Origin of the sequence: Mycolicibacterium hodleri (assembly GCF_025822245.1) — a bacterium.
GTDB lineage: Bacteria > Actinomycetota > Actinomycetes > Mycobacteriales > Mycobacteriaceae > Mycobacterium > Mycobacterium hodleri.
This window is the reverse complement of the sequence record NZ_JACKTL010000036.1, coordinates 120,801-139,287: the sequence shown is the minus strand read 5'-3', so window position 1 is coordinate 139,287 and position 18,487 is coordinate 120,801. Positions and strand designations below refer to the sequence as shown.

The 18,487-nt window shown below is 69.2% G+C and carries 20 protein-coding genes; 10 read left to right on the top strand and 10 right to left on the bottom strand.

Going from position 1 to position 18,487, the window contains the following annotated elements:
• Positions 1-45 precede the first annotated feature (45 nt).
• Both H7J06_RS16185 and H7J06_RS16180 read right to left on the bottom strand, forming a co-directional pair.
• Positions 46-981, bottom strand: a complete 936-nt coding sequence (locus H7J06_RS16185) for an APA family fibronectin-binding glycoprotein (RefSeq protein ID WP_264039980.1) — start codon at positions 979-981, stop codon at positions 46-48.
• Positions 982-1,177: 196 nt separating this feature from the next.
• Positions 1,178-1,348 carry a TOBE domain-containing protein gene (locus tag H7J06_RS16180; protein WP_308205797.1) on the bottom strand — a complete coding sequence of 57 codons (171 nt, stop codon included), beginning with the start codon at positions 1,346-1,348 and terminating at the stop codon, positions 1,178-1,180.
• Positions 1,349-1,511: 163 nt separating this feature from the next.
• Here H7J06_RS16180 and H7J06_RS16175 point away from each other — a divergent pair, with 163 nt between their 5' ends.
• From H7J06_RS16175 to H7J06_RS16165, 3 genes are all read left to right on the top strand, one after another.
• Complete coding sequence (locus H7J06_RS16175; RefSeq protein ID WP_264040125.1) at positions 1,512-2,183, top strand: SDR family oxidoreductase; 672 nt, start codon at positions 1,512-1,514, stop codon at positions 2,181-2,183.
• Positions 2,184-2,259: 76 nt separating this feature from the next.
• Positions 2,260-3,189, top strand: coding sequence for an LLM class F420-dependent oxidoreductase (locus tag H7J06_RS16170; RefSeq protein ID WP_264039979.1), 930 nt, complete (start codon positions 2,260-2,262; stop codon positions 3,187-3,189).
• A 130-nt stretch (positions 3,190-3,319) separates the two neighbouring features.
• Positions 3,320-4,705 carry a type II NADH:quinone oxidoreductase Ndh gene (locus H7J06_RS16165; RefSeq protein WP_264039978.1) on the top strand — a complete coding sequence of 462 codons (1,386 nt, stop codon included), beginning with the start codon at positions 3,320-3,322 and terminating at the stop codon, positions 4,703-4,705.
• 52 nt (positions 4,706-4,757) lie between these two features.
• On the opposite strand, the gene H7J06_RS16160 is transcribed toward H7J06_RS16165, so the two are convergent.
• The 8 genes from H7J06_RS16160 to H7J06_RS16125 form a co-directional block, all read right to left on the bottom strand.
• Positions 4,758-5,384: an urease accessory protein UreD gene (locus tag H7J06_RS16160; RefSeq protein ID WP_264039977.1), complete on the bottom strand. Its 627-nt coding sequence runs from the start codon at positions 5,382-5,384 to the stop codon at positions 4,758-4,760.
• 4 nt (positions 5,385-5,388) lie between these two features.
• A complete protein-coding gene (ureG, locus tag H7J06_RS16155) occupies positions 5,389-6,063 on the bottom strand; it encodes an urease accessory protein UreG (RefSeq protein WP_264039975.1) in 675 nt (224 codons plus the stop codon).
• A gap of 10 nt (positions 6,064-6,073) precedes the next feature.
• Positions 6,074-6,709, bottom strand: a complete 636-nt coding sequence (locus tag H7J06_RS16150) for an urease accessory protein UreF (protein WP_264039974.1) — start codon at positions 6,707-6,709, stop codon at positions 6,074-6,076.
• Position 6,710: 1 nt separating this feature from the next.
• Positions 6,711-8,432: an urease subunit alpha gene (locus H7J06_RS16145; protein ID WP_264039973.1), complete on the bottom strand. Its 1,722-nt coding sequence runs from the start codon at positions 8,430-8,432 to the stop codon at positions 6,711-6,713.
• Positions 8,429-8,740: an urease subunit beta gene (locus tag H7J06_RS16140; protein WP_264039972.1), complete on the bottom strand. Its 312-nt coding sequence runs from the start codon at positions 8,738-8,740 to the stop codon at positions 8,429-8,431. The genes H7J06_RS16145 and H7J06_RS16140 overlap by 4 nt, the downstream gene beginning before the upstream one ends.
• A gap of 9 nt (positions 8,741-8,749) precedes the next feature.
• Complete coding sequence (locus H7J06_RS16135; protein ID WP_264039971.1) at positions 8,750-9,052, bottom strand: urease subunit gamma; 303 nt, start codon at positions 9,050-9,052, stop codon at positions 8,750-8,752.
• A 60-nt stretch (positions 9,053-9,112) separates the two neighbouring features.
• Positions 9,113-9,523, bottom strand: a complete 411-nt coding sequence (locus tag H7J06_RS16130; protein WP_142554898.1) for a PaaI family thioesterase — start codon at positions 9,521-9,523, stop codon at positions 9,113-9,115.
• A 194-nt stretch (positions 9,524-9,717) separates the two neighbouring features.
• The gene (locus H7J06_RS16125; protein WP_264039969.1) at positions 9,718-10,482 is read right to left on the bottom strand and encodes an iron reductase; all 765 of its coding nucleotides are present in this window, start codon (positions 10,480-10,482) and stop codon (positions 9,718-9,720) included.
• A 170-nt stretch (positions 10,483-10,652) separates the two neighbouring features.
• On the opposite strand from H7J06_RS16125, the gene H7J06_RS16120 reads away from it, so the two are divergent.
• From H7J06_RS16120 to H7J06_RS16090, 7 genes are all read left to right on the top strand, one after another.
• Positions 10,653-11,069, top strand: coding sequence for a BlaI/MecI/CopY family transcriptional regulator (locus tag H7J06_RS16120; RefSeq protein WP_264039968.1), 417 nt, complete (start codon positions 10,653-10,655; stop codon positions 11,067-11,069).
• Positions 11,070-11,083: 14 nt separating this feature from the next.
• Positions 11,084-12,022 (top strand): M56 family metallopeptidase, encoded by a 939-nt coding sequence (locus H7J06_RS16115; protein ID WP_264039967.1) that lies wholly within the window; start codon positions 11,084-11,086, stop codon positions 12,020-12,022.
• Positions 12,023-12,071: 49 nt separating this feature from the next.
• Positions 12,072-13,526 (top strand): NADP-dependent phosphogluconate dehydrogenase, encoded by a 1,455-nt coding sequence (gene gnd / locus H7J06_RS16110; RefSeq protein WP_264039965.1) that lies wholly within the window; start codon positions 12,072-12,074, stop codon positions 13,524-13,526.
• Positions 13,523-14,962, top strand: coding sequence for a GuaB1 family IMP dehydrogenase-related protein (locus H7J06_RS16105; RefSeq protein ID WP_264039964.1), 1,440 nt, complete (start codon positions 13,523-13,525; stop codon positions 14,960-14,962). Before gnd ends, H7J06_RS16105 begins: the two co-directional genes overlap by 4 nt.
• A gap of 191 nt (positions 14,963-15,153) precedes the next feature.
• Entirely contained in the window at positions 15,154-16,509 is a 1,356-nt protein-coding gene (locus tag H7J06_RS16100) for a hemolysin family protein (protein WP_264039963.1), read from the top strand.
• Positions 16,509-17,561 carry a hemolysin family protein gene (locus H7J06_RS16095; protein WP_264039961.1) on the top strand — a complete coding sequence of 351 codons (1,053 nt, stop codon included), beginning with the start codon at positions 16,509-16,511 and terminating at the stop codon, positions 17,559-17,561. Before H7J06_RS16100 ends, H7J06_RS16095 begins: the two co-directional genes overlap by 1 nt.
• The gene (locus H7J06_RS16090; protein ID WP_264039960.1) at positions 17,554-18,480 is read left to right on the top strand and encodes a 3-methyladenine DNA glycosylase; all 927 of its coding nucleotides are present in this window, start codon (positions 17,554-17,556) and stop codon (positions 18,478-18,480) included. Before H7J06_RS16095 ends, H7J06_RS16090 begins: the two co-directional genes overlap by 8 nt.
• Positions 18,481-18,487: the final 7 nt, after the last annotated feature.

Below are 18,487 nucleotides of genomic sequence, written 5' to 3'. Positions count from 1 at the left end.
CGATTAGACGCATGAAACATGCACGGTCGGCCGTCGATCGACGCATTAGCCAGCCGGCATCATCCCGGGGGGCGCGTCCGTCACGGGAACGGGAACGCCGACGCCGGGCCGCGCCGGTGGCGCGTTGGGATCGGGTGCGGGCGCGTTGGGATCCGGCGCGGGCGGCGGCGGAGGTGGCGGCGGCGTGAACGACCGAATCGACTGCGCGAGCGTCGCCGCCGCACCCTTGTCGACCGGGTGGTTCGCCGAACCCAGCCACACGACGAACCAGCGTTCCGGCGTCCGCTGACCACGCGGCGACCCGGGCGGCGGAACGTCGCCTACGACGCCGGCCCAGATCTGGCCATTGGGCTTGGTGGTGTCGGTGAACTTGACCTCGTAGGAGGAGAAGGCGCCCGGGAGGCCGGCCGCGTCGAGCGGTCCGGCTTCCTGACCCTGGCGAGTGCCGGCGAAGGGCATGAAGAACTCGCCCATGTCGGACGCCAGGCGGGTGGCGGCCTTCGCGTTGTCGGTCTCGGCACCGGCGAACAGCTTCAGGTCGAGCCGACCAAGTAGGACGCTCGTGTCCGACGGCGCTTCGGCTCCGGCCTCGGGAATCTTGGTGAGCAACGCCTGCCCGTAGGAGAGCTGCGTGTTGTCCGAGACCTTCCAGCCCGCCGGGACGACGTAGCTGAAGCCGCCGGCGGCGTTGTCGACGCGGCCCGGCTCCGGGGGTGGCGCTGGCGGCGCGCTGGGATCGGCCGGCGGCGGAGCGTTCGGATCGGCGGGCGGCGGCGGCGGAGCGTTCGGATCCACGGGAGCCGGCGCGGGGGCGGGCACGGGCGCAGGAGCCGGGGCCGGTGCGGGAACCGGCTCCGGCGGCGGGACGGGATCGGCGTGGGCGACGGTACCGGGAAGCGCGACTGTCACGGCAGTGACGCCCGCAAGGACGGCCGTGGCCAGTGCCTTGGGAAAGCGCCTGCGTCGAGGAGGGTGCTGCATGGGGAAGAAACTACCGTGTTACGGCCGTGACGCAAGTGTGAGTTGCTCTTAGAGTGCCAAACTTGGAGATTGCTGAGCAATCAAACCCAATGGCAGTCAGCATTTGAGGGATTGCTGAGCACACGGGGGCGCGGCTCGGCACCCGCGCGGTGCGCGGGTGTCGACTTCTGCTTGATCGCGGCCGCCTCGGCAAGCGTTACCGCGCGCGATGAATCGACACTTTGCGGGCCTTCACGGTGAAGGCGACCCGTTGCCCCGGTCCCAGCCGCAGGTCGGTTGCCGACGCCGCGGTGATGTCGGCCGCTAGCCCCGGAGAGCCGTCGCCGAGCAGTCCGCAGACCAGGTTGACCCCGGCACGTAGATCCACCGCGGCAGACCGCCCGAGTTGCTCACGGCGCCGGGGACACGGCCGACTGCAACGCGGTGACACCCACGATTCTTCGCGTGGCGCGTTCGATCGCCTAGCTACTGTCCAGTAACATGAACGGCGACTCGCTGGGTTCAGCGTCGAACACGAGGAGGTCGTGATGATGGACGTGCTGCTGACCGGTGGCGACACCGAACTGGGGCGCATCATCGCCGAGGGATTCCGCGACGCGGGTCATCAGGTGGTCATCGCCGGTTCTCGGCGGGACGAACTCGAGGTGGCGGCCAAGGAACTCGACGTCGACTCGATCGTCTTCGACAACACCGACCCGTCCAGTCTCGAAGAGGCCCGCAGCCAGTTCCCGCATCATCTCGACACGATCGTCAACGTGCCGGCACTGCGCTGGGACGGTGGCGACCCCCGCACCTACACGCTGACCGAGCGCGCCAACACCTGGCGCGCGGCGATGGACGCCACGGTGCTCTCGGCCGTGCTGACCGTGCAGATCCTCGGCGACCACCTCCGCTCCGGCGGCACCATCGTCAACGTCGTCGCCGACAACGCCACGGAGGGCAGCGCCGAGGCCGCGGTCAAGGCCGCCCTGTCGAATTGGACTGCGGGACAGGCGACGCACTTCGGAATCCGAGGCGTCACGCTCAACGCGGTCGCGTCCGGCCGGGGCGCCGAGCCCGGCTACGACGGCATCGCGACCACCTCACCGTCCGTGGCCGCGGAGATCACCCGGCTGGCGCTGTTCCTGACCACCCCGGCGGCCAGGCACATCACCGGGCAGACGCTGCACGTAAGCCACGGGGCGCTCGCCAGCTTCGCCTGAGCCCGGATTCATTCCGGCGTCCGCCGAGAGCGAAACGGGGTACACGTTCCGGTTAGGCGTGGCTAGGGTCACACACGTGACCATTCGACTCGGACTTCAGATCCCCAACTTCTCCTACGGCACCGGGATTGAGCAGCTCTTTCCCACCGTCATCGCCCAAGCGCAGGAGGCCGAGGCCGCCGGCTTCGACTCCGTCTTCGTGATGGACCACTTCTATCAGCTGCCCGGCCTGGGCACCCCCGACCAGCCGATGCTCGAGGCCTACACCGCCCTCGGCGCACTGGCGGCGGCCACCGAGCGCGTGCAGCTCGGCACCCTCGTCACCGGCAACACCTACCGCAACCCGACGCTCCTGGCCAAGGCCATCACCACGCTGGACGTCATCAGCCAGGGCCGGGCGATCCTCGGCATCGGCACCGGCTGGTACGAGCTGGAGCACGACTCGCTGGGCTACGACTTCGGCACCTTCACCGACCGGTTCAACCGCCTCGGCGAGGCCCTGCAGATCATCCTGCCCATGCTCGAGGGCGAGCGGCCGACGTTCTCCGGCACGTACTACAAGACGCAGGAGGCGATGGCCGAACCACGCTTCCGTGACCACATCCCGCTGATGATCGGCGGCAGTGGCGAGAAGAAGACGATTCCGTTGGCCGCCAAGCACTTCGACCACCTCAACATCATCGCCGGCTTCGACGAGCTCCCCCGCAAGATTCAGGTGGTCAAGGAGAACTGCGAGAAGATCGACCGGGATCCCGCGACGCTGGAGACGAGCATGCTCGTCGTCGCAATCATCGGCGAGGGCGTCACCGCCGACTTCATTCCGGAGGACTTCCGGCAGCAGGCGGTGTTCGGCAGCCCGGAGCAGATCGCCGAGCAGGTCAAGGAGAAGGTCCTCGACGCCGGCGTGGACGGTGTCATCCTCAGCCCGGTCACCAGCATCGACGGGTACCACCCCGGCGGAGTGACCGCGGTCGGCGAGCTGCTCAAGCCGCTGCTCGCCGGGTAAACGGCAGGGGTCCGGCGCGAAGACCTCGGGTGTCCCCGGAGTGCGGTGGGTCATCTCACCGCACTCCGGGGAACGTGTCCGACTAACCTAGTAGTCGTACTGGACAGGTTTTCGCACGCGAGGAGCAGCAATGAGCCACCCCGGAGCTACGGCAACGGATCGGCATAAGGTCGTCATCATCGGATCTGGCTTCGGCGGTCTCAACACCGCCCAGAAGCTCAAGAGGGCCGACGTGGACATCAAGCTGATCGCGCGTACGACACACCACCTGTTCCAGCCGCTGCTGTACCAGGTGGCCACCGGCATCATCTCCGAGGGCGAGATCGCCCCGCCCACCCGGTTGATCCTGCGCAAGCAGGAGAACGCCCAGGTCCTACTCGGCGACGTCACCCACGTCGACCTCGCCAACAAGACCGTGACCTCCGAGCTGCTGGGGCACGACTACGTCACTCCCTACGACAGCCTCGTCATCGCGGCCGGCGCAGGGCAGTCCTACTTCGGCAACGACCACTTCGCCGAGTTCGCGCCGGGCATGAAGTCGATCGACGACGCGCTGGAGCTGCGCGGACGCATCCTCGGCGCCTTCGAACAGGCCGAACGGTCGAGCGACCCCGAACGCCGCAAGAAGCTGCTGACCTTCGTCGTCGTCGGGGCGGGTCCGACCGGTGTCGAGATGGCCGGGCAGATCCAGGAACTGGCCGACCAGACGCTCAAGGGCAGCTTCCGCCACATCGATCCCACCGAGGCCCACGTGATCCTGCTGGACGCGGCACCCGCGGTGCTGCCTCCGATGGGCAAGAAGCTGGGCCTGAAGGCCCAGGCGCGCCTGGAGAAGATGGGCGTCGAGGTCCAGCTCAACGCGATGGTCACCGACGTCGACCGCAACGGCATCACCGTCAAGGACGCCGACGGCACCATCCGGCGCATCGAGGCGGCCTGCAAGGTGTGGTCCGCCGGTGTGCAGGCCAGTCCCCTGGGCCGCGACCTCGCCGAGCAGTCGGAGACCGAGATCGACCGCGCCGGCCGCGTGAAGGTGCTGCCAGATCTGTCGATTCCGGGTCACCCGAACGTCTTCGTGATCGGCGACATGGCGTTCGTCGAGGGCGTACCGGGCATGGCCCAGGGTGCCATCCAGGGTGCCAAGTACGTCTCGAAGATCATCCAGAACGAGGCCAAGGCACGCGAGCACGGCACCATTCCCAAGCCGCGCGAGCCGTTCAGCTACTTCGACAAGGGCTCGATGGCCACGGTGTCGAAGTACAACGCGGTCGCCCAGGTCGGAAAGCTCGAATTCGGCGGGTTCATCGCGTGGCTGGCATGGTTGGGGCTGCACCTGATCTACCTGGTCGGGTTCAAGACGAAGGTCGCGACGCTGTTGTCGTGGGCGGTGACGTTCCTCAGCCGCGAGCGGGGTCAGCTGACCATCACCGAGCAGCAGGCCTACGCACGAACGCGCATCGAGCAACTCGAGGACATGGCCGCGTCGCTGCGCGAGACGGAGAAGGCTGCGAGCTGATCCCGGCGGGCGGGAGCGCAGCGACCGGGGAATCGACCCGGTGGGCGGGCGGCTAGAGTCGCTCGCCCTGCCAGGTCGCCAGGCAACCGCCGGCGGCGAGCTCGAGCATCGTGCCCGCCCCGGCGAAAGCCGGTTCGGGATAACGCAATTCGCTGACGCACGCCCGCGGTGCGCCGAGATCGTCGTCGGTCACCGCGCCGGCGCCGATCTCGACGCGATGCCGGAGCAACGGCGCGCCGCCGACGTCTGCGTGCACCGCGCCCGACCAGAAGCCCTGACGCTCGTGGGATCTGCCGATCTGCACGCGCTCGCGTAGCCGCACACCGCCGCCGTCGCCGAGCGCCAACCGGGTCGTCGTCACGTGCCGGGCCTCCCCCGCCACGATGGTGGGCTGCGGATCCAGGTCGAGGAGCCCGTCGACCTCGAGCTCCCACACCGCCCTGCTCTCCATGGTGACCGGGCCCGGCATCGCCATCGTCGCCGCGGCACTGCGCACTCGGAGCACCGCGCCGCGTTCGACGACGACCCGATACCTGATCGTGTCCCCACCCAGCGGCGTCGCCGCGGCCGAGACGAGGTGGACCGTGTCGGCGTCGGTGCGCCGGCCCGCCACGCCACCCGCGCACTCGATGCGTGGTGCGCGGCCGGCAGACGCGACGATCAGGACCTCCGAGAGCATCCGCTTAGACCGGCACGCGCAGTTGCTGCCGCACCCAGTCCAGCACCAGCGTCGCCGCCGGGTCCTCGGTCAGCGAGATCAACACGAACGGACGGTCGCCACGGACCGTCGCCGCGTCACGGCGCATCACGTCGAGGTCGGCGCCGACCATGGGCGCCAGGTCGGTCTTGTTGATCACCAACAGATCCGAGAACGTCACGCCGGGGCCGCCCTTGCGGGGCACCTTGTCCCCGCCCGCCACGTCGATCACGAAGATCTGCACGTCCACCAGGCCCGAGGAGAAGGTGGCGGTCAGGTTGTCGCCACCCGATTCGACGAGGATCAGGTCGAGTCGCGGGTTTCCGGCGATCAGGTCGTCGATCGCGTCGAGGTTGGCGGTGATGTCGTCGCGGATCGCGGTGTGCGGGCAGCCGCCGGTCTGCACGGCGGCGATCCGCTCGTCGGGCAGGACGGCGTTGCGGCGCAAGAAGTCGGCGTCCTCGGTGGTGTAGATGTCGTTGGTCAACACCGCGAGCGACAGCTCGTTGCGCAGCTGACGGCACAGGGCGGCCACCAGTGCGGTCTTGCCGGAGCCCACCGGGCCGCCGATGCCGATGCGCAGCGGTTCACCTTCGTGGCGGACGCGGCGGGGGCGTTCGACGTGGCCGTGGGGTTCGCCGTCGAGCAGATGTGGTGGCATGGCGGGCCTTTCAGGAAGCGAACAACGGGCGGTCGCGCTCGGCGTGTCGCTGGGCGAGCACGTCGAGCAGGGGGTCGGACAGGTCGGCGAGTTCCTTCGACGCGTCGGCCGCGGTCTGGTCGCACAGCGCGGACAGCTCGAAGGTGAGCGCCGCGACGTCACCGGGGTCGAGTGCCAGCAGGCGCTGGGCGGCCGTGGCCGACCCGGTCATCGTCGTGTAGACCACCGAGGTGGCCGTCTGCTCGGGCAGCAGTCCGCTGGCCGCGCCGACGGCACCAGCCGCGACCCCCAGGTGTGGCCTGGTGCCGACGGCATCCCAGTCAGTGTCGGGCCACACCTTGCGAGCCAGCCGGACGAGGCCTCTGCCCTGGGCGCGCGAGGCCCTGCGGGCGGCGGGAGCCGGTGTGCGCGCGTCTGTTTCGAGATCGGCGGCCATCAGGCTCAGCGAGCCGCCGTGCACGGCGGCGGCCACCGACGCGGTGACCAGTCCGCTGGTGCGGATGCGGCGGCGCAGAAAGGCCCGGAGCGTGCTCAGGTCGACCACCAGCCCGCTGGTGACGGCCTCCTCGACGCCACCGGAGTGGACGTGACCACCGGTCGGCAGCCGGGAGTCCGCTAGGACCAGCAGGGTGGAGAGGTTCGACATCTCAGAACAGGAAGTATCTCTGCGCCATCGGCAGTTCCACCGCAGGCTGCTCGGCCCAGACGTCACCGTCGATCGTCACGGTGAACGTGTCGGGGTCGACCTCGATGCGCGGCAGTGCGTCGTTCAGCGGCATGTCGGCCTTGCCCACCTTCCGCACGTCGCGCACGGGGACGAGCCGCCGGTTGACGGCGAGTCGGTCGGCGAGGCCGTCGTCCACGGCCTGGGGTGCGACGAAGTGCACCGACGTGGCGGCGGCCGCCGCGGGTGAGGCACCGAACATCGGTCGGGGCAACACGGGCTGGGGGGTCGGGATCGACGCGTTGGCGTCGCCCATCGCCGCCCACGCGATCATGCCGCCCTTGACGACGGCGTGTGGCCGGACCCCGAAGAAGGCCGGCTCCCACAGCACCAGGTCGGCGAGCTTGCCGACTTCGACGGAGCCGATCTCGTGGTCGACGCCGTGGGCAACCGCCGGGCAGATCGTGTACTTCGCCACGTAGCGGCGGACCCGGTTGTTGTCGGCCGCACCGTCTCCCTCCAACGCCCCGCGGCGCTTCTTCATCACGTGCGCCGTCTGCCAGGTGCGCAGCACCACCTCGCCGATGCGGCCCATGGCCTGGGCGTCACTGCCGATCATCGAGATCGCCCCGATGTCGTGCAGCAGGTCCTCCGCAGCGATCGTCGACGGCCGGATCCGGCTCTCGGCGAACGCGAGATCCTCTGGCACGCTTGGGTTCAGGTGGTGGCACACCATGAGCATGTCGAGGTGCTCGTCGAGGGTGTTGACGGTGTGCGGCCGCGTCGGGTTGGTGGAACTGGGCAGCACGTTGGCGTGGGAGACCACCGTGATGATGTCGGGAGCGTGCCCGCCGCCGGCACCCTCGGTGTGATAGGCGTGGATGGCGCGACCGTTGATCGCCGCCAGCGTGTCCTCGACGAAGCCCGCTTCGTTGAGGGTGTCGGAGTGCAGGTTGACCTGCACTCCCGCGGCGTCGGCGACGGTCAGGCAGGCGTCGATGGCGGCGGGTGTGGTGCCCCAGTCCTCGTGTAGCTTGAATCCGGCTGCGCCGCCGCGCAATTGCTCCCACATCGACTCGGCGCTGACGGTGTTCCCCTTGCCAAGGAGCAGCACGTTCAGCGGCCAGTGGTCGAGCGCCTCCAACATGCGGGCCAGGTGCCAGGAGCCCGGGGTGACCGTAGTGGCCTTGCTGCCCTCCGCGGGGCCGGTGCCACCGGCGACGATCGTGGTGATGCCGCCGCCAAGGGCCTCCTCCATGATCTGCGGGCAAATCAGGTGCACGTGACAGTCGATCGCGCCCGCGGTGAGGATGCGACCGTTGCCCGCGATGATCTCGGTGGACGGTCCCACCACCAGGTCCGGGTGCACGCCGGACATGATGTCCGGGTTGCCGGCCTTGCCGATGGCGGTGATGCGGCCGTCGCGAATCCCGACGTCTGCCTTGATGATTCCCCAGTAGTCGACGATCACCGCGCCGGTGATGACGGTGTCGGGCGCCCCGTCGGCCCTGGTGGCCCTGGACTGGCCCATGGATTCCCGGAGCACCTTGCCCCCGCCGAACACCGCTTCGTCGCCGGCTCGCCCGGGACCGCCGCTGCGGTCCTCGGTGATCTCGATGAACAGGTCGGTGTCGGCCAGCCGGATCCGGTCCCCCGTGGTGGGGCCGAAGAGGGCGGCGTAGCGACTCCGCGACAGATCGCTCACGTATCCAGCCTTCCTGGCGGGTTCAGGGACAATCCGTGGACCTCGCGACTGCCACTGAGCGGCACCAGCGAAACGTCTTGGGCGATACCGGGTTCGAAGCGCACCGCCGTGCCTGCCGGGATGTCGAGACGGTGGCCGTGGGCGGCGTCGCGGTCGAACTCCAGCGCGGCGTTGGCTTGCGGCAGATGGACGTGGCTGCCGACCTGCACGGGCCGGTCGCCGGTGTTGACTATCGCCATCTCGAGGCGCTCGGCACCGTCGTTGATCGCGATGTCGCCGTCGCCGAAGACGATTTCTCCAGGAATCATCGGCTCACCTCAGGAGATCGGGTGATGGACGGTGACGAGCTTGGTGCCGTCCGGAAAGGTCGCCTCGGCCTGGACGTCGTCGAGCATCTCGGGCACGCCCTCCATCACGTCGTCACGGCTGAGCACCTCGCGCCCGCTGTTCATCAGCTCGGCGACGGTGCGACCGTCGCGGGCGCCCTCGAGGATGTGGTCGGTGATCAGTGCGACCGCTTCGGGGTGGTTCAGCCGCAGGCCGCGGGCCTGACGGCGGCGGGCGAGTTCGGCCGCATAGGAGACGAGCAGTCGATCCTGCTCGTGCGGTGACAGACGCATAGGTCGCGATCCTGCCACGGCGGGCCGCACTCAGCAGCGCACGCGCGAATGCTCCGGCGGTCAGGCCTCGTTGGGCAGGTTCTGCAGACGTACCTGGCCGCGGGCGACCAGCTTGTCGTTGGTGTCGGTGATCTCGATGAGCCAGATCTGTTGCCGGCGACCGCGGTGGATTGGCGTGGACACCGCGGTGACCATGCCCGCGGTGATCGCGCGCAGGAAGTCGGTGTTGTTGTTCACCCCGACGACGTTGCTTCCGGCGCCCTTGGCCTGCAGCCACGTGGCCGCCGAGACGCTGGCGACGCTTTCGACGATGGCGCAGTAGACCCCGCCGTGCACGATGCCGTGCGGCTGGAGGTGCCTGGCGTCGATGGTCAGCTGCGCCTTGGCACCGTCGGGCGTCACGTCCAAGTAGGTGAGGCCGATCTCGTCGTCGAATCCGCCACCCACGCCGTTGGGCATCCAAGTCGTCACAAGGGAATTGTCTACACGCTCGGAGTGCCGCGGGGAAACACACCCCGGTAAAACGGGTGGGCCCCGCACACGTGACGTGTGCGGGGCCCACCCTCGAATGGACCGGGGATCTCTGCAGCCCTCAGGATTCCGCGGCGGTCCGGTGGTCGTGTGAAGTTGTCGTCGAGCGTGCCATGAGCATAGGCAAGGCTGCCCTAATTTAGCAAGGCCTTCCCCGCGCACGTCCGACGGACGCCCCGGACGGGAGCGCCGAAGCCGACGAGTGCGTCGAGGACGGCCTGCCCGCGCCGCATGCTCGTCAGCTCGCTCGAACCGGCGAGCAACGGGACCTGGGTGGCCGCGCTCACGACGGCGGTACCGACGACGTGCCACATCGCGGCCGTCGACATGGCTCCGCCACTGACCTGCACGAGCTTGTCGAACAGCGGCCCGAGCGATCGGTGGCTCCGATGTGCCACCCACGTCGTCAGCGCCGCCTCGTTGGGAAGCGCGACGATCCGGTCGCCAGGGTTTCCCGCACCGGCGCGGAAGTGCGCGTCGTCGGGCAGGGCCCGCAGTGTGGGGTCGACGACGCCGACCCAGTCGATGGCGCCCTCGGAGTCCACGTGCACCCAGAGGTTCTCCAGCCCGGTGTCCCAGGCCCTGCCCTCGAGCACCAGCAGCGGAACCACGCGCCCGATGACCACGTGTGCCAGCGTCGCGGCGAGCTGCTGGGCGACGGCGACGCAGTTGTCGGTCTCGGCAGCCGCCGCCTCGAACATCGCCTGCAGCCGATCAGTGGCCAGCGCGTCGGTCAACGGCCACCATCGCCGCCGGGACAGGTCGCCCATGACGGCGACGCCGTACACGCGCGGACACTCGGGGTAGAGCTCGCGCAGACGCCGGCTGGACTCGTGAAGGGGCAGCGGCCGGTCGATCGCCATCCGTGCGATGAGTGGATCGTCTATCACGACTGTCATGGGCACCTCCTGCAGTTAGGTTAGCCTTACTATAGTGGGGCTAACGAGCAGGGAAACCCTTCGTGACTCGACTCACAGGCCGTGCGGGCAGCGCCGCCCCACGACTCATACGACACACGGTAGTAAGCGCGTAGTACCCTGATTCCATTGCTCAGGAGAGTGAACGAAACATGGCCAAACAGACGCGACTCGGGGAACTCGAACGCGAAGTGATGGATCACCTCTGGTCCTCGCGCGAACCCCAGACCGTCCGCCAGGTGCACGAAGCACTGGCGGCACGGCGAGACCTGGCCTACACGACGATCATGACCGTCCTCCAGCGCCTCGCCAAGAAGAACCTCGTCGTGCAGCACCGCGACGACAGAGCACACCGCTACGCACCGACCCACGGCCGCGACGAGCTGGTCGCCGGCCTCATGGTCGACGCCCTCGACCAGGCCTCGGACTCCGGCAGCAGACAGGCTGCGCTGGTCCACTTCGTCGAGCGGGTGGGGGCCGACGAGGCCGCCGCGTTGCGACGCGCCCTGGCCGAACTGGAGGCCAAGGATGGTTCTGGCCCGGCCGCTGGCAATCCGGGTACCGCCTGAGGGACACTGACAGTGTGTCCGCGCTGGCCTTCGCCGCAGTCGCGCTGCTCCTCATAGGACCAGTGCCAGCGTTGTTGGCGCGCTCGTCGTGGCCGTTGCGCGCACCCCGGGCCGCCGTGGTGCTGTGGCAGTCGGTCGCGCTGGCCGCGGTGTTGTCCGCCTTCAGCGCCGGCATCGCGATCGCGAGCAGACTCTTCGTCCCAGGTCCAGACGGTCGACCCACCGCGACGATCACCAGCGAAATCGCCGTCCTCGGTTGGCCGCTGTGGGTGCTCTACGTCGTGGTCTTCGCGATCACCCTGCTGATCGGCGCCCGCCTCGTCGTCGCCGTCGTGCAGGTCGCGATCGCCACCCGGCGCCGGCGAGCCCACCACCGAATGGTGGTCGACCTCGTCGGCAGGTGCCACGATCCGTCGCTGCGCCGGTCCCACGGACTGCGCATCCTCGACGTCGCGCAGCCGCTGGCGTACTGCCTGCCCGGCGTCCGCAGTCGGGTCGTGGTCAGCGAGGGCACGCTCATCGCCCTGTCCGACGCCGAGATGTCGGCCATCCTCAGCCACGAACACGCACACCTGCGAGCCCGTCACGACCTGGTGCTCGAGATGTTCACCGCCGTCCACGCCGCGTTCCCCCGGTTCGTCCGCAGCGCCAACGCGCTCGACGCCGTCCGCCTGCTGATCGAACTGCTCGCCGACGACGCCGCAGTCCGGACCGCCGGTCCGACACCGCTGGCCAGGGCACTGGTGGCCTGCGCATCGTGCCGAGCACCGTCCGGCGCGCTCGCCGCGGGCGGGCCTCACACCGTGACCCGGGTACGCCGGCTCTGCGGAAAGCCCAACAGCGTTCCCCTCGCCGTCGCGGCCTACGTCACCGCGGCGGCGCTGCTCGTCGTGCCCACCGTGGCGCTCGCGGTGCCGTGGCTCACCGAGCTGCGGCGACTGATCACCGGCTAGATTCGTTTCTCGAACCCTCCCGCGTCGACCCAACTACGAAAGGCTGCCCGTGAGCTCGCCCGAAAAAAACGCAACAGCTCAGATCGGCGTCACCGGACTGGCCGTGATGGGGTCCAACATCGCCCGCAACTTCGCCCACCACGGCTACACCGTGGCGCTGCACAACCGCACGACCGCCAAGATCGACGCGCTGCTCGAGGCACACGGCTCCGAGGGCAACTTCGTGCGCGGCGACACCATTCCGGAATTCCTTGCGACGCTTGAGAAGCCGCGCCGGGTGCTGATCATGGTCAAGGCGGGCGATCCGACCGACGCGGTGATCAACGAGCTCGCCGACGCGATGGAGGAGGGCGACATCATCATCGACGGCGGCAACTCCCTCTTCACCGACACCATCCGCCGCGAGAAGGCCATCCGCGAGCGCGGTCTGCACTACGTCGGCGCCGGCATCTCCGGTGGCGAGGAGGGCGCCCTCAACGGGCCGTCGATCATGCCCGGCGGCCCCGCCGAGTCCTACACGTCGCTCGGCCCGCTGCTGGAGGAAATCTCCGCCCACGTCGACGGCGTCCCGTGCTGCACGCACATCGGGCCCGATGGCGCGGGCCACTTCGTCAAGATGGTGCACAACGGCATCGAGTACTCCGACATGCAGCTCATCGGCGAGGCCTACCAGCTGCTGCGTGACGGGCTCGGAAAGACCGCCCCCGAGATCGCCGACATCTTCGCCGAATGGAACAAGGGCGACCTGGACAGCTACCTGATCGAGATCACCGCCGAGGTGCTCAAGCAGGTCGACGCCAAGACCGGCAAGCCCCTGGTCGACGTCATCCTCGACGAGGCCGAGCAGAAGGGCACCGGGCGCTGGACGGTCAAGTCGGCCCTCGACCTCGGGGTGCCCGTGACCGGCATCGCCGAGGCCGTGTTCGCCCGCGCCCTGTCCGGCTCGGTCGCCCAGCGCAAGGCCACCACCGGGCTGGCCTCGGGTGAACTGGGCGCCAAGCCCGACGACGCGGCCCAGTTCGTCGACGACGTCAGCAAGGCGCTGTATGCGTCGAAGATCATCGCCTACGCCCAGGGCTTTAACCAGATTCAGGCGGGCAGCGCCGAATACGGCTGGAACATCACGCTCGGCGACATGGCGACCATCTGGCGTGGCGGCTGCATCATCCGCGCGAAGTTCCTCAACCGCATCAAGGAGGCCTACGACGAGAACGGCGAGCTGGCCACGCTGATCGCCGCGCCGTACTTCCGGGACGCGGTCGAGGCAGGCATCGACAGCTGGCGCCGGGTCGTGGTCAAGGCCACCGAGCTGGGAATCCCGATCCCCGGTTTCGCCTCCGCGCTGTCGTACTACGACGCGCTGCGCACCGAGCGGCTGCCCGCGGCCCTGACCCAGGGTCTGCGCGACTTCTTCGGCGCCCACACCTACGGACGCGTCGACGAGGATCCGAGCAAGAAGTTCCACACCCAGTGGAGCGGTGACCGCAGTGAGTCGCCTGCGTGAGATTCCTGGATGGGCACCACCCGCCCTATGACCTGACCTACAACGACGTCTTCGTCGTACCGGGACGCTCGGACGTCGCGTCCCGGTTCGACGTCGACCTCTCCACCGCCGACGGATCGGGCACGACGATCCCGGTGGTCGTGGCCAACATGACCGCCGTGGCGGGCCGCCGGATGGCCGAGACGGTGGCCCGTCGTGGCGGCATCGTCGTTCTGCCGCAAGATCTTCCGACCTCGGCAGTGCGCGACATGGTCGAGTTCGTGAAGAGTCGCGACGTGGTCGTCGACACCCCCGTGACCCTGTCGCCGGAGGACTCGGTCTCCGACGCCACCGCGCTGATCCACAAGCGCGCCCACGGCGCCGCCGTGGTGGTCGACGCCGCCGGTGCACCGGTCGGACTGGTCACCGAGGCGTCGTGTCGTGGGGTCGACCGCTTCGCCCGGGTTCGCGACGTCGCGACGGTCGACTTCGTCACCGCACCGGTGGGCACCGACCCGCGCACCGTGTTCGACCAGCTCGAGCACAACCCGATCGGGGTCGCCGTGATGACCGGTCCCGACGGCCGCCTGGCCGGGGTGCTGACGCGCACGGGTGCCATTCGGGCGGGCATCTACTCCCCCGCGGTCGACGACACGGGTCGCCTGCGGATCGCGGCCGCGGTCGGCATCAACGGCGACGTCGCCGCCAAGGCGCAGGCACTGGCCGAGGCTGGCGTCGACCTGCTGGTCGTCGACACCGCCCACGGCCACCAGCTGAAGATGCTCGACGCCATCAAGGCCGTGTCCTCCCTCGACCTCGGCCTGCCGCTGGCCGCGGGCAACGTGGTGTCGGCCGAGGGCACGCGCGACCTGATCAGCGCGGGCGCGTCGATCGTCAAGGTGGGCGTCGGCCCGGGCGCGATGTGCACCACGCGGATGATGACCGGCGTCGGACGCCCGCAGTTCTCGGCGGTCGTCGAATGTTCCGCGGCCGCACGGCAACTGGGCGGGCACGTCTGGGCCGACGGCGGCGTGCGTCATCCTCGGGACGTCGCACTGGCCCTGGCCGCCGGCGCCGCCAACGTCATGATCGGTTCCTGGTTCGCCGGCACCTACGAGTCGCCGGGCGACCTGCTGTACGACCGGGACGACCGGCTGTACAAGGAGAGCTACGGCATGGCGTCCAAGCGTGCGGTCGCCGCACGGACCTCGGGCGACAGCCAGTTCGACCGGGCCCGCAAGGCCTTGTTCGAGGAGGGCATCTCGACGTCGCGGATGAGCCTCGACCCGGCCCGCGGCGGCGTCGAGGACCTCCTGGACCACATCACCTCCGGCGTCCGGAGCACTTGCACCTACGTCGGTGCGACGACGCTGGAGGAACTCCACGACAAGGTGGTCCTCGGCGTGCAGTCCGCCGCCGGCTTCGCCGAGGGTCATCCGCTGCCGTCGGGCTGGTGACCTCCACGGTGTCCTGAATGGCGGCGGCCCCGCTACGATTGGGCCATCTCGCCGCCGATCGAAGGGGAACACGTGCCGCAGGCACCCGCCGAGGCCCCGGAACCTGAACGGGCCTCCTCGGAGCCATCCGACGCCGAACCCTCCAGTAGGAAGCCGGGCCACGTGCCCGGCGCCCGTGGTGCGAGGCTCCGATGAGTCTTGCCCTCAGTCTGCTCGCCTTCCTCCTGCTGACGGCGGGGACGGCTCTGTTCGTCGCCGCCGAATTCTCGCTGACGGCACTGGAACGCAGCACCGTCGAAGCCAACGCGAAGTCCGGCGGCTGGCGCGACGCCTACGTCCAGAAGGCGCACCGCAGCCTGTCGTTTCAGCTCTCCGGCGCACAGCTGGGCATCTCGATCACGACGCTGGCCACCGGTTATCTCGCCGAACCCGTGGTCGCCACGCTGCTTCACGCGCCGCTCGACCTGATCGGCGTGCCAGAGAACACGCGAGACGGCATCGCACTTGGCCTGGCGCTGCTGATCGCCACGTCGGTGTCGATGATCTTCGGCGAGCTGGTGCCGAAGAACCTGGCCGTCGCCAAACCGTCGCCCACCGCGCGCTGGGCGGCCCCGCCGCAATGGTGGTTCTCCCGGTTCCTCACACCGGCGATCAAGGTGACCAACGGCACCGCCAACTGGATACTTCGCCGGCTCGGCATCGAACCCGCCGAGGAACTGCGGTCCGCCCGCTCACCACAGGAGCTCGTCTCCTTGGTGCGCACGTCCAAGCGCAGCGGCTCCCTGGACGCCAGCACCGCCGACCTGGTGGACCGCTCGCTGCAGTTCGGTGAGCGCTCCGCCGAGGAACTCATGACGCCGCGCTCGAAGATCGAGTCGCTGCACGTCGACGACACGGTCGCGGACCTCGTGCTCAAGGCCATCGACACCGGGTTCTCCCGGTTTCCCATCACCGCGGGCGACCTGGACGAGACGGTCGGCATCGTGCACGTCAAGCAGGCGTTCGCCGTGCCGGTCGCCGACCGCGCCACCACGCAACTGGTGGCCATCGCCCGGCCCGTGTCCACGGTGCCGTCGAGCCTGGACGGCGACGCCGTGATGACCCAGATCCGCGCCAACGGACTGCAGACCGCGCTGGTGGTCGACGAATACGGTGGTACGGCGGGCATGGTCACCGTCGAGGACCTCATCGAGGAGATCGTCGGCGACGTCCGCGACGAGCACGACGACGCCACCCTGGACGTGGTCGAGGTCCGCAACGGATGGCGCATCTCGGGGCTGCTGCGCATCGACGAGGTCGAGAGCGAGACGTCGTTCCGGCCGCCGGAGGGCGACTACGAAACGATTGGCGGGCTCATCCTGCAGGAGCTTGGCCACATCCCCGAGCCCGGCGAAACCGTCGAGCTCACCGAATTCGACCCCGACGGCCCGTTGGACGATCCCGTGCACTGGCAGGCGACCGTGACCCAGATGGACGGCCGTCGCATCGACCTGCTCGAGCTCACCGAACTGGGCCGCCGCGGCGAGTCCGAGGAGGAGGGGCGCTGATGGGATCCGACGTCTTCGGCGTGTTCCTCACCGTGGTGCTGCTCGGCGCCAACGCGTTCTTCGTGGGCGCGGAGTTCGCCTTGATCTCGGCGCGCCGTGACCGTCTCGAAGCCCTTGCCGAACAGGGCAAGAAGAGCGCCGTCACGGTCATCCGGGCCGGTGAGCGGCTCTCGTTGATGCTCGCCGGTGCCCAGCTGGGCATCACGATCTGCTCGATCCTGCTGGGTCGCGTCGGCGAGCCCGCGGTCGCGCACCTCCTGGAGGTGCCGTTCGCCGTCGTCGGCATTCCCGACACGATCCTGCACACGGTGTCGTTAGTCATCGCGCTCGGCGTCGTCGTCACCCTTCACGTGCTCCTCGGTGAGATGGTGCCCAAGAACATCGCCATCGCCGGGCCGGAGTCGGCCGCGATGCTGCTGATTCCGCCGTACCTCGTCTACATGAGGCTGGCGAAGCCGTTCATCGCCTTCTACAACTGGTGTGCCAACACGACCCTGCGCTCGTTCGGGGTGGAACCCAAGGACGAGCTCGACGTCACGGTGTCCACGGTGGAACTCTCGGAGATGATCGCCGAATCGCTGTCGGAGGGCCTGCTGGACCCCGAGGAGCACGGCAGGCTGACCCGCGCCCTGCAGGTGCGTACCCACGTGGTGTCCGACGTCGCGATCCCCCTGTCCGACATCCGGGCGGTCCCGGTGGCCGGTCCGGGACTCGGACCCACCGTCGCGGCGATCGAACGGGCCCTGGTCGACACCGGCTACTCCCGCTTCCCCGTCACGGACACCGCCGGAGAGTTCCTCGGTTACCTGCACATCAAGGACGTGCTCGGGCTGATGAGCGACCCCGATGCGGTCGTCGACCTGACCACGGTCCGCGCGCTGCCACGGCTGGCCGCGTCGTTGCCGGTCCCGGACGCGTTGACGCGGCTGCGGCGGGACAACAGCCACTTGGCCCTCGTCACCAACGACGACCGGGTGACGGCCCTGGTGGCGCTGGAGGACCTGGTCGAGGACCTGGTGGGGACGGTGCGCGACGGGACCCACCGTGTCTGAGGTGGTCCTGGGGCACCGGGTGCTCGAGGAATCCGACTGGACGCAGCGCGAGCGCACGCACCTGGAGCGGGCCGAGTCCTTCCTGGGGCCCCACCGGGAGCGGGCTCGGCGTGGTGAAGCGCATCCGGTGTGGGACTTCCTGTTCAGCTACTACAGCCTGCGACCCCGGCAGTTGCGCCGCTGGCACCCCGGGTTCGGTGTCGCCCTCCAGGGTGCGGCGGCGGAGCCGTTCCTCGAACGCGCGGGCTACCACCGGCGCGGAGGCGTCGTCACGGCGAGCCACGAGCACCTGCGCACGCGCTTGGACACGGTGGCCTTCGTCGCCGGGTTGCTCCGCGCCACCGCCGAGCGCCCCGCCCGGCTCAACTGCTTCGGGCTGCACGAGTGGGCGATGGTCTACCGGACCACCGACGTGCGCCACGAGCAGGTGCCCCTGCGACTCGGCGCCGCGGGGACCGACGAGGTAGTTGAGTCGAATCCGTTGCGCTGCAGCCACTTCGACGCCTATCGATTCTTCACCGCGCCCGCCGCGCCGCGCAACGCCGAGGCGCTGAGCCGCGAGACCCAGGTCGCCACCGAACAACCGGGGTGCGTGCACGCCAACATGGACCTGTACAAGTGGTGTTACAAGCTCGGGGCACTGGTGCCCTCGGAGTTGCTGATGGACTGCCTGGACCTCGCCGCCCTGGCCAGGGAACTCGACATGCGGGCCAGCCCCTACGATCTGGCGGACTTCGGCATCGAGCCGATCGCCGTCGAGAATGCGGCCGGCCGCACCGAGTACGTGCGCCGGCAGCGGGACGTCGCCGATCGCTCGGCTCCGTTGCGGGCGGCATTGCTGAGCCGGTGTGACGAGATGCTGGCGGCAGCAGGTCGATTGGACGAGGTTTACCCACGGGTAAGCTGGATCGACGCTTGAGAGAGGA

What these genes read in the sequence shown, in the direction of transcription:
- H7J06_RS16160 (WP_264039977.1), bottom strand. Translation starts at nt 5,384, where the DNA reads ATGCTCTCGGAGGTCCTGATCGTCGCGTCTGCCGGCCGCGCACCACGC.
- H7J06_RS16135 (WP_264039971.1), bottom strand. Translation starts at nt 9,052, where the DNA reads ATGCGTCTGTCACCGCACGAGCAGGATCGACTGCTCGTCTCCTATGCG.
- H7J06_RS16125 (WP_264039969.1), bottom strand. Translation starts at nt 10,482, where the DNA reads ATGACAGTCGTGATAGACGATCCACTCATCGCACGGATGGCGATCGAC.
- H7J06_RS16185 (WP_264039980.1), bottom strand. Translation starts at nt 981, where the DNA reads ATGCAGCACCCTCCTCGACGCAGGCGCTTTCCCAAGGCACTGGCCACG.
- H7J06_RS16140 (WP_264039972.1), bottom strand. Translation starts at nt 8,740, where the DNA reads ATGATTCCTGGAGAAATCGTCTTCGGCGACGGCGACATCGCGATCAAC.
- H7J06_RS16095 (WP_264039961.1), top strand. Translation starts at nt 16,509, where the DNA reads ATGGGATCCGACGTCTTCGGCGTGTTCCTCACCGTGGTGCTGCTCGGC.
- H7J06_RS16100 (WP_264039963.1), top strand. Translation starts at nt 15,154, where the DNA reads ATGAGTCTTGCCCTCAGTCTGCTCGCCTTCCTCCTGCTGACGGCGGGG.
- H7J06_RS16165 (WP_264039978.1), top strand. Translation starts at nt 3,320, where the DNA reads ATGAGCCACCCCGGAGCTACGGCAACGGATCGGCATAAGGTCGTCATC.
- ureG (WP_264039975.1), bottom strand. Translation starts at nt 6,063, where the DNA reads ATGCCACCACATCTGCTCGACGGCGAACCCCACGGCCACGTCGAACGC.
- H7J06_RS16175 (WP_264040125.1), top strand. Translation starts at nt 1,512, where the DNA reads ATGGACGTGCTGCTGACCGGTGGCGACACCGAACTGGGGCGCATCATC.
- H7J06_RS16150 (WP_264039974.1), bottom strand. Translation starts at nt 6,709, where the DNA reads ATGTCGAACCTCTCCACCCTGCTGGTCCTAGCGGACTCCCGGCTGCCG.
- H7J06_RS16120 (WP_264039968.1), top strand. Translation starts at nt 10,653, where the DNA reads ATGGCCAAACAGACGCGACTCGGGGAACTCGAACGCGAAGTGATGGAT.